We start from the raw sequence: 9,664 nt of genomic DNA on the forward strand, positions 1-9,664 counted from the left end.
TGCGCCGTATCATCAATGTGCCGAAACGAGGAATCGGGGCTACGACTCTGGGAAGGATTCAGGATTATGCAGACCAGATGAGTGTCAGCTTTTATGATGCCCTGCGTGTGGCAGAAGAGGTTCCGTCTATTGGCAGAAGCCTTTCAAAGATTGACGGTTTTGTAACCTTTATTCAGGGGCTGAAGAGCAAGGCAGAATCTTATACCGTCCGTGAAATTCTGGAGGAGGTTATCCGTCTTACCGGATATGTCACAGAATTGGAAGCGGAAGGGACGGAGGAAGCAGATGCAAGAATCGAGAACATTGATGAGCTGATTTCTAAGACAGAGTCCTATCAGGAAGCTATGGAAGAGCAGGGACAGTCGGCAACCCTGTCAGGATTTCTGGAGGAGATTGCGCTGATTGCGGATATCGACAGTGTTGACCCGGATCAGGATTATGTGCTTCTTATGACCTTACATAGCGCCAAGGGTCTGGAATTTCCGAGAGTATTTCTGGTTGGAATGGAGGATGGAATTTTCCCGTCTTATATGTCAATTGTGTCGGATGATAAATCTGACCTTGAGGAAGAACGCCGCCTCTGTTATGTGGGAATTACAAGAGCCATGGAAGATCTGACACTGACTTCCGCGAGACAGCGAATGATCCGCGGAGATGTGCAGTACAATAAAGTTTCCAGATTTGTCCGTGAAATTCCGCGCGAGCTTGTTGATTTGGGACAGGAAGCGCAGGAAAAGAAGAAAATTGTTGCAGATATGATCGCAGCAGACAGCAGCCTTGCGAAAATGAAAATGACGATGGCAGCTAAGCCTTTCAAACCGAGAGAATTTAAAGTGACGAAAGCGGCATCTCTGGATTATGAAGTGGGAGATACGGTGCGCCACATCAAATTTGGAGTGGGAATTGTCAAAGATATTGTGGATGGCGGTAGAGATTACGAGGTCACTGTTGATTTTGATAAGGTCGGTGTTAAGAAAATGTTTGCAGGATTTGCGAAGTTGAAGAAATTGTAAGGAAAAGGAAAACATTATGAGTAAAAACACAAAAGATGTAGTAGAAGACAAGGATTATTCCCTTGAACGTGTACCTGTAACTGCCAGAAAAGGTTTCTGGCCGATGTTTTTCATCATGCTTGGCTTTACGTTCTTTTCAGCAAGTATGAGTGTTGGTGCAAAACTGGGAATCGGATTGAACCTGCAGGGATTTATATGGGCGGTTCTGATTGGAAGTATTGTTCTGGGGGCTTATACAGGGGTGCTTGGTTATATCGGAAGCCACACCGGTATGTCACTGGACCTACTTGCCCAGCATTCTTTCGGTAAAAAAGGTTCTTACCTGCCGTCAGCATTGATCAGCTTTACACAGATCGGATGGTTTGGTGTAGGTGCTGCTATGTTTGCTATTCCGGCAGCAGAGGTGCTTCATGTATCACCGGTCGTACTTGTGGTGATCGCGGGTGCGTGTATGACACTTTCTGCGTATCGTGGAATTGAAGGATTACAGATTGTAAGTTATATTTCTGTACCATTGATTGCAGTGCTTGGAATTTATTCCATGTGTCTTGCAATCAGTCAGGGCGGCGGTCTTGCAGCTGTATTTGCGAAGAGCCAGGGAACGCTGACTATCGCTGGCGGAGCCGGACTTGTTATCGGTTCCTTTGTCAGCGGCGGAACTGCAACACCGAACTTCACCCGTTATGCAAAGACAAATAAGATTGCGATTGTTACAACGGTTATCGCATTCTTCCTTGGAAATGCCCTGATGTTCGCATTTGGTGCGACAGGCGGTGCTTTTACAGGAAAAGACGATATCTTCTATGTTATGATTGCACAGGGACTGACCGTTCCGGCACTGATTGCACTGGGAGCAAACATCTGGACAACAAATGACAATGCGCTCTACACTTCCGGACTTGGACTTTCCAATATCACAAAAGTCCGCAAGAAGCCCATGGTAGTGATCGCAGGTATCATTGGTACTGTACTTTCTATCTGGCTTTACAATAACTTCGTAGGCTGGCTGAATTTCCTGAACGCAGCCCTGCCGCCGGTAGGTGCGCTGATCTCCCTTGATTTCTTCCTGCATAAATCTGATTATGAATCAGGTGAAGAAGCAAAGAAAGAAGTGAAATGGGGTTCTGTTATCGGCGTGATCTGCGGAGCACTGGCAGGAAACCTTATCCCTGGTGGAATTGCTTCTATCAATGCGATGATCGTGGCGGTGATCTGCTACTTTGTAGTGGGAGCAATTGCAAAAGACTGAGAAGAAAATTGATAAAATTCTATTGCAACAGGAAAACGGAGCTGCTTTGCAGCGGAGCAATTCGTAGATATCAAGTTAGGGGCAAAATGCCTTTTGACCCTAACATCAGAACATATAGTTAAAAAAAGAAGCATGTGAAAGAAATAATATTGTCTTTCGACATGCTTCTTTTGACTTCATAAACTTTGTAAATTGAAACGCAAAAAAGTTGTTTATATCTCTGAAAGAAGTTGTGGCAGTTTAGGAAGACTGTCAAATTCATAATCCGGAATGATCTTATCAGCCTTACTGTGATTCGGGTTGAACCAGATCGTGCGGATTTCGGCATTGAGTCCGCCCTGAATATCGGATGTCAGACTGTCTCCGATGATCACAGCTGTTTCTTTGTGAAAATCTGGTATTTTGGAGAAGCAGCAGTCAAAGTATTCAATGCTTGGTTTGTTATAACCGAGTTCTTCCGAAATGAAAATATCCTCGAAGTATCGGGAGATATTGGCGCTTTTGAGGCGGCCTTTCTGGACGCTGAGAGTTCCGTTTGTTACAAGATACATGCGGTATTTTCCATAAAGAGTTTCCAGAAGTTCTTCTGCACCGTCCATAAAATAATGACCATGGGCGAGCAGGAATTCATAGATTTTGGCGGCTTCTTCGGCAGGGGCATCAATGTTTTGCTCTGAGAAAAGAAGCTGGAATCTACGAAGCTTTACCTGTTCTCTGGAAATCTTTCCTTGTTCCAGTAATTTCCACTGGGCGAGATTTAACTCGCTGTAACGTTTTAAAATAGAAGGGGCAGGAGTAATTTGAAAATTCTCCAGTGTTTTTGAAACGGCGATACGTTCTGTCTGATTAAAATCAAGCAGGGTATTATCAAGATCAAATAAGAGCGTTTCTATCATGAGATTTGTACCTTTCTTAGTGTATTTTTTATCGTAATCTGTATTTTATACATATTATATAACGGTATCAAGTCGAAAAGTTGTTCGTGCCTGCGCGATAACAATGATACTGTTAACTACGTTTTCAGAAACGATAAATCTTTTGCATTTGATATCATTATAATGAAACAATTCTTAAAAGTATATCAGAAACCCAAATTTAATTGAGATATTTATGGTAAAATCAGATAGAAAGTGGTATAATAATCACATTAAACAGCAGACGGCAAAAGTGTTAACAGCTATTCTATTTTAACGATAGCGTCTCGTCTGGCAGATTATTGAGAGGATGGTGCGGTTATGAATATTAAAATTGAAGAATTATTAGCAGCATTAAACAAAAAAGAAGAAGAGAAAGAAAAAAATACAGTCCTCTGGGTACTGGCGATCATTGGCGCAGTTGCAGCAGTAGCAGGTATCGCATTTGCTGTATATCACTTCTTTGCTCCAGATTATCTGGAAGATTTTGAAGAGGATTTTGACGACGACTTCGATGATTATTTCGAAGACGAAGAAGAATAATTATCGCAAGAGAATGAAAATGAGAATGGCTCCGGCTTATACCGGGGCTATTTTTATGAAAGCAATTAAGAGAAGAAGGTTAGCTATTGTTCATGGAATGGACAGTAATAAATTTTAAATAAATCTTATAGATGTTATCAGATTTATAGAGATATATGAGTAAACATAGGAGGATATATGAAGAAAGGTGAAATTTACGAGGGCGTAATTGAGAAGGTAGATTTTCCAAATAAGGGAATCGTAATGGTAGGTGACCAGAAAGTAACTGTGAAGAATGGTATGCCTGGTCAGAGGGTACGCTTTATGATCAATAAGAAACGTTCCGGACGTGCGGAAGGACGACTTCTGGAAGTGCTGGAGAAATCTTCGCTTGAGACAAGAGAACCGGTCTGCAACATTTTTCCAGAGTGTGGTGGATGCATGTACCAGACAATGTCCTATGAAAATCAGCTTGAAATGAAAGAGCGACAGGTGCGGGAATTATTGGATGGGGCGTTAAACGGTACAGAGTACCAGTGGGAAGGAATCCATGGAAGTCCGATTGAATTTGCATACCGTAACAAGATGGAGTTTTCCTTTGGGGATGCATATAAGGACGGTCCACTGACACTGGGACTGCACAAAAAAGGAAGCACCTATGATGTACTTACTGCAAATGACTGCAAACTGGTGCACGAAGATATGACAAAAATCCTGACTTGCGTTCATGAATATTTCCTGAAACGAAATGTTTCTTATTATAAAAAAATGCAGCATACCGGATATCTGCGTCATTTACTCCTGCGCCGTGGCGTAACGACAGGGGAGATTCTGGTACATGTGATCACGACCAGTCAGGAAGAACATAATCTGGAATCGCTGAAAGAGGAACTTCTTGCACTTCCGCTGGAAGGCAAGATTGTCGGGATCATGCACATTATCAATGATTCTCTGTCTGATGTGGTACAGAGTGACGAGACACGTATCCTTTACGGACAGGATTTCTTCTATGAAACTCTGTTGGGACTGCGCTTTAAGATCAGTACATTTTCCTTCTTCCAGCCCAATTCGCTGGCTGCGGAAGTCCTGTATTCAGTAGTCCGTCAGTATATCGGAGACACGAAAGACAAAGTAGTTTTTGACCTTTACAGTGGAACCGGAACGATCGCCCAGCTTGCAGCATCTGTGGCAGACGAGGTGATTGGTGTGGAAATCGTAGAAGAGGCGGTAGAAGCTGCGAAAGAGAATGCGGCATTAAATAATCTTGGTAACTGTAAATTTATAGCAGGAGATGTCCTGAAAGTTCTGGATGACCTTACGGATAAACCAGACGTGATTATCCTCGATCCACCAAGAGACGGCATCCATCCAAAGGCATTGCCGAAGATTCTTTCTTACGGAGTGGATCACATTGTTTATATTTCTTGCAAAGCCACAAGTCTTGCAAGAGATTTACCGGCATTTCTGGCGGCAGGATATAAGGTTGAGAAGGCCTGCTGTGTGGATCAATTCTGCCAGACTGTCCACGTGGAGACGGTATGTTTACTCTCTAAGAAATGCCCAGTTTAAGCGGGGTTGAGGGCTATTTTTAAGGAAACATATCATAGAAATTTAAAGAAGAAAAATGTACATGAAAAAATAAATTGAATATATGCACAAGGGTGAAGTACCTTTTAGCGAGAAAATACATCTGCTTGCTAAAAGGTATTTTTTTGATTTTGAGTTTGCGAATAGGTAACTGGTTGTACGCCGAAAGTTATGTAGGTTTAGATTGATTTTCGGCGTCTTGACGCTTATAATAGAAATTAGGATAAAATGTCGTATTTTATAACTTTATTGAGGTAAGAAAATATGGAGTTTATGACTATTAAAGAAGCAGCAGAAAAGTGGAACCTATCAGTTAGAAGAGTGCAGACAATCTGCAATGAAGGAATGATAGAAGGGGCTATGAAGTTTGGTAATACTTGGGCCATTCCAAAGAATGCTGTAAAACCAGCGGATAAAAGAATTAAGTCCGGAAAGTATATCAAGTCCTGATTTTGGGATACCTGGTATGAGAGAATGGATTAGAAAGGAAGCGTATGCCTATGTTACCGGAAGAAAAAGCTCGTGTAAAGATTGATAAGCAATTAAGAAATGCCGGCTGGGATATAGTGGCTCGAAATGAATATCTGCCGAATAGCACATCTGCTGTTAAGGAAGCTTTGATGGGAGGAAACACAGAAAGTGACTACCTTCTCTTTATTGATGGAAAAGCTATTGCAGTGGTTGAGGCAAAAAGAGAAGATAATCCTCTAGGTGATGAAGTTAAGACGCAGGCAGAGGACTATGCTGTTTCTCCACAGGCCTGGTATGGTTTATGGTTTGAGAAACTTATTCCCTTAGTGTATATGGCTAATGGGAATAAGATATATTTCAAAAATATGCTTGAGATGCAGAGAGGTTATCTAGTAGAAAGGTTATTGAAATGGTATCTTCTGAGCAATGGTATATGATGGAAGGAGATTTTAAGGGTGCTATCTATGAGGGAATTCTTGAAAAGAATGGTCAGGATAAAAAGAGTGGAGCAGGTCAGTACTTTACTCCACGAGCACTTATCCAGGCAATCGTAGAAGTGGTTGATCGTGAGATTGATGAAACAGTAGCAGGATCCACTATTGCCTATAACAAAAGGTAAGAATGTGTACAAAGTTTTATCGATTGGATTTGGTAATACAGGTACTCCTATGGTTACTATCGAAAATGGTAGGGAGACGGTGTATTATAAACTTCCGTTTGAATATTCAGAGTGGGCGATGACTGTGATGGGATGTGTAAATATGGGAGAAAAACTTGTTCCTGGAGAAGTGGTCTTCTCGTTGGAAAATGGGAAATATTATGCAGATATTCTATAAATAATAGATGACAAAGTAAGAAAAACTTGGAGGATACTATGAAACAGGCGATTGTAAATTTTTGCAAGTCAACGGATACGGGATTGTTCTTGCTGGATATGCCGACCGGTTTTGGGAAAACATATTGTGTATTGGATTTTATGGTCGACAATTATGATGCGCCTGAATTCAAGGATAAGAAGATTTTCTTTGTTACAACACTTAAGAAAAATTTGCCGGATAAGGAGTTGCGTGAACATTTTGCAAAGCGCGGTAAAGCAGATGATTATGATAAATATTGTTTGCGAATAGAAGCTAATGCGGATATGGTTGTAGAAAAATTGGACGAGCTATATCGTGCAAGAAAAATACCGCCGGCAATCACTATGAAACAAGAATTTAAGGATTTACATGGTTCAGTAAAATTATTAAATGAATACAGAGATAAAAAGCGTGAATTAAAAGGAACCAGCAGGGACATTATAAATGTTTTATGCAAGAGCGCAGAGGATGCAATTCGCAAGCAGCAGGAAGGTGCTTTTCGTCGAGTAATAGAAAATGAACTGAAGCAGTTCAGGACACCAAAGGAAAAGTTAAAGAATATTGCTAATAATCCTGATTATCATTGGATAGGAGAATTGTATCCGGCAGTATATACGAGAGAGAAACGGATATTTTTTATGTCTATGGACAAGTTTTTCTTGGGGAATACTACGATAATTGAACCTACATACAGCTTTTACAATAATGATATTACAAAAAATGCAATTATTTTTATAGATGAGTTTGATGCAACAAGAGACAGGTTACTTAATCAGATTATAACAAGAGGCTTAGAAAATCATATTGATTATTTAGGTCTGTTTCATCGTGTATATGCATCTTTGAAGACTAGAGATTTTCCAGCAGAGCTTACTACTGCATCGAAGTTACAACAAGCATATCTTGATGAACACAAAAACGCGAAAAATCCTATGGAAATTATTGAAGGATTTGGTGGTGTGTTTGATGAAACATATGACCGTTTTGCGATGCAATATAGCTTCAAAACAGAAGAAGATGGTAAGGGCGATAGAAGTCGTAATTTTATTTTCAATAGATTCAAGTCATCCACTTTGGGATTATGTTAAAGATAAAGGTGGAGATGTTGCAGTAGCTGGAATTACTGCTGGTGTGCCTGTTTTATATAATGCAATTAAGATGTACTTGGCTTCAAAAGGAATACAGTTACCATAATAAATATTTTTGATTTATATTATAATTTCATATTCAATACCATAAGCAGTTAGTCTGTAAAAGATTAGCTGCTTTTTTCATGGAAAGGAGGATTTTATATGCCACAATTCAATAAACGTGGGAATCGAATCAGAGCCAGTGACAAATCACTGGTTTTTCGTTTCTCTTTTGGTTCACTGCTCCTGCTGTTCTTTGCGGTGGTTATGCTGCTGAACCTAAAGTCAATCATCACTACGGACTGGAAAGCAATCTCACTTTTTCAAGATGGCAGCGTCCATTTGACAATCATGCCATACAGGATAATGACTATCGTTGTGGCGGCTCTGGTCTGTGTGCTGGCTGCCCTTTTCTATCGCAGATTCCAGTATGACAGAGTGAAGCAGCTCTTTCACCGTCAAAAGCTGGCTCGTATGCTGTTGGAAAATGGCTGGTATGAATCGGAATCCACACAGGATAGCGGATTCTTCAAGGACTTGCCAGCTACTACTAAAAAAGAGAAAATCACCTATTTTCCAAAACTGTATTACCGTATGGAGCATGGACTTTTATATATCCGTACAGAAATCACATTGGGGAAATATCAAGAGCAGCTTTTACACTTGGAAAAGAAACTGGAAACAGGCTTGTACTGTGAGCTGGTTTCCAAAGAGCTGAAAGACAGCTATGTGGAATATGTGTTGCTCTATGATACGATTGCGAACAGAATCACTATCAATGAGGTACAGGCTGAACATGGCAGCTTGCGTCTGATGAAAAATGTCTGGTGGGAGTATGACAAGCTCCCACATATGCTAATTGCTGGCGGCACTGGTGGTGGTAAAACCTACTTTATCCTTACTATCATTGAAGCTCTGCTCCGCAGCAATGCGGTCATGTATATTTTAGACCCAAAGAACGCCGACCTTGCGGATTTGTCCGTTGTCATGTCGGAAGTCTGGTACAAGAAAGACGATATAACCGCCTGTATTGACAGGTTCTATGACGGTATGATGGCAAGAAGTGAAGCAATGAAGCTCATGGAGAATTACAGGACAGGTGAAAACTATGCCTATTTAGGACTATCGCCCCACTTCCTTATCTTTGATGAATATGTGGCGTTCATGGAAATGCTCACCACAAAGGAAAATGCTGCTGTCCTTAACAAGCTGAAACAGATAGTCATGCTCGGACGACAGGCAGGATATTTTCTCATTCTCGCCTGTCAGCGTCCAGACGCAAAGTATCTCGGTGATGGAATCCGTGACCAGTTCAATTTCCGTGTGGCTCTTGGGCGTATGTCGGAGCTTGGATACTATGATATTTAAGAAAAAGGAGAAAGAACCGAAACCGAAGAAAGAGAAACGTGTGCCTGTGATGAAAGTCGGCACACACAAGAAAACCGTGATTGCCTTATGGCTGGTGCTGATTGCAAGCGTCAGTTTTGGGGTGTATAAGAACTTCACCGCTATTGATATGCACACGGTACATGAGAAAGAAGTCATTGAACAACGTATCGTTGATACCAACAAGATAGAGAATTTCGTCAAAGCATTTGCGAAGTCCTACTATTCTTGGAGTAATACGCAGGAATCCATTGAAAAAAGAACCACAGCTATCAACCAGTATCTTACAAAGAGCTTGCAGGATTTGAATGTTGACGACGGTACGACAGGATATACCCACAAGCTCTACGGTGACAGACGTTAAGATTTGGGATATAAAACAGGCTGGAACAACCGACTTTACCGTTGTCTACTCGATAGATCAGACGGTAACGGAGGGAGAAACTTCTATCGTCTACACTTCCGCTTATATGGTGGTGGTTCATGTAGATGGTGACGGGAATCTGGTTATCATACAGAATCCAACCATCAGCAG

General features: G+C 41.2%; 10 protein-coding genes and 2 pseudogenes. 11 read left to right on the forward strand and 1 reads right to left on the reverse strand.

What is annotated here, in order from left to right; translation table 11 throughout:
- Positions 1–1,013, forward strand: a 1,013-nt coding sequence (locus AC058W_RS00305; protein WP_479389519.1) for a 3'-5' exonuclease, incomplete at its 5' end; no start/stop codon positions are given.
- A 16-nt stretch (positions 1,014–1,029) separates the two neighbouring features.
- Positions 1,030–2,262, forward strand: a complete 1,233-nt coding sequence (gene codB / locus AC058W_RS00310) for a cytosine permease (RefSeq protein WP_117674414.1) — start codon at positions 1,030–1,032, stop codon at positions 2,260–2,262.
- Between the two features lie 212 nt (positions 2,263–2,474).
- Here the strand turns inward: codB and AC058W_RS00315 are convergent, their stop codons facing one another.
- Positions 2,475–3,158 carry a YjjG family noncanonical pyrimidine nucleotidase gene (locus tag AC058W_RS00315; RefSeq protein WP_479389520.1) on the reverse strand — a complete coding sequence of 228 codons (684 nt, stop codon included), beginning with the start codon at positions 3,156–3,158 and terminating at the stop codon, positions 2,475–2,477.
- A 339-nt stretch (positions 3,159–3,497) separates the two neighbouring features.
- Between AC058W_RS00315 and AC058W_RS00320 the strand changes: the two genes are divergently transcribed.
- The 9 genes and pseudogenes from AC058W_RS00320 to AC058W_RS00360 all read left to right on the forward strand — a co-directional run.
- Positions 3,498–3,719, forward strand: coding sequence for a hypothetical protein (locus AC058W_RS00320; RefSeq protein ID WP_117674416.1), 222 nt, complete (start codon positions 3,498–3,500; stop codon positions 3,717–3,719).
- 177 nt (positions 3,720–3,896) lie between these two features.
- On the forward strand, positions 3,897–5,267 hold the full coding sequence (gene rlmD, locus AC058W_RS00325; protein ID WP_117674417.1) for a 23S rRNA (uracil(1939)-C(5))-methyltransferase RlmD: 1,371 nt from the start codon (positions 3,897–3,899) through the stop codon (positions 5,265–5,267).
- A 282-nt stretch (positions 5,268–5,549) separates the two neighbouring features.
- Positions 5,550–5,735: a helix-turn-helix domain-containing protein gene (locus AC058W_RS00330; RefSeq protein ID WP_005339647.1), complete on the forward strand. Its 186-nt coding sequence runs from the start codon at positions 5,550–5,552 to the stop codon at positions 5,733–5,735.
- A gap of 50 nt (positions 5,736–5,785) precedes the next feature.
- Positions 5,786–6,193 carry a type I restriction endonuclease gene (locus AC058W_RS00335; RefSeq protein WP_117674418.1) on the forward strand — a complete coding sequence of 136 codons (408 nt, stop codon included), beginning with the start codon at positions 5,786–5,788 and terminating at the stop codon, positions 6,191–6,193.
- The gene (locus tag AC058W_RS00340) at positions 6,190–6,375 is read left to right on the forward strand and encodes an N-6 DNA methylase (RefSeq protein ID WP_479389521.1); all 186 of its coding nucleotides are present in this window, start codon (positions 6,190–6,192) and stop codon (positions 6,373–6,375) included. The genes AC058W_RS00335 and AC058W_RS00340 overlap by 4 nt, the downstream gene beginning before the upstream one ends.
- On the forward strand, positions 6,356–6,592 hold the full coding sequence (locus AC058W_RS00345) for a hypothetical protein (protein ID WP_479389522.1): 237 nt from the start codon (positions 6,356–6,358) through the stop codon (positions 6,590–6,592). The genes AC058W_RS00340 and AC058W_RS00345 overlap by 20 nt, the downstream gene beginning before the upstream one ends.
- Before the next feature lie 38 nt (positions 6,593–6,630).
- Positions 6,631–7,701: a hypothetical protein gene (locus AC058W_RS00350; protein WP_242986675.1), complete on the forward strand. Its 1,071-nt coding sequence runs from the start codon at positions 6,631–6,633 to the stop codon at positions 7,699–7,701.
- 204 nt (positions 7,702–7,905) lie between these two features.
- Positions 7,906–9,099 (forward strand): annotated as a pseudogene (locus AC058W_RS00355) (FtsK/SpoIIIE domain-containing protein); the annotation flags it as partial.
- 4 nt (positions 9,100–9,103) lie between these two features.
- Positions 9,104–9,664, forward strand: a pseudogene (locus AC058W_RS00360) (conjugal transfer protein); the annotation flags it as partial.

Source organism: Blautia sp. CGZ-1-C1 (assembly GCF_056504575.1).

Bases quoted from the DNA above. Each gene is read 5' to 3' on its own strand.
- codB (WP_117674414.1), top strand. From the start codon at position 1,030: ATGAGTAAAAACACAAAAGATGTAGTAGAAGACAAGGATTATTCCCTT.
- AC058W_RS00315 (WP_479389520.1), bottom strand. From the start codon at position 3,158: ATGATAGAAACGCTCTTATTTGATCTTGATAATACCCTGCTTGATTTT.
- AC058W_RS00320 (WP_117674416.1), top strand. From the start codon at position 3,498: ATGAATATTAAAATTGAAGAATTATTAGCAGCATTAAACAAAAAAGAA.
- rlmD (WP_117674417.1), top strand. From the start codon at position 3,897: ATGAAGAAAGGTGAAATTTACGAGGGCGTAATTGAGAAGGTAGATTTT.
- AC058W_RS00330 (WP_005339647.1), top strand. From the start codon at position 5,550: ATGGAGTTTATGACTATTAAAGAAGCAGCAGAAAAGTGGAACCTATCA.
- AC058W_RS00335 (WP_117674418.1), top strand. From the start codon at position 5,786: ATGTTACCGGAAGAAAAAGCTCGTGTAAAGATTGATAAGCAATTAAGA.
- AC058W_RS00340 (WP_479389521.1), top strand. From the start codon at position 6,190: ATGATGGAAGGAGATTTTAAGGGTGCTATCTATGAGGGAATTCTTGAA.
- AC058W_RS00350 (WP_242986675.1), top strand. From the start codon at position 6,631: ATGAAACAGGCGATTGTAAATTTTTGCAAGTCAACGGATACGGGATTG.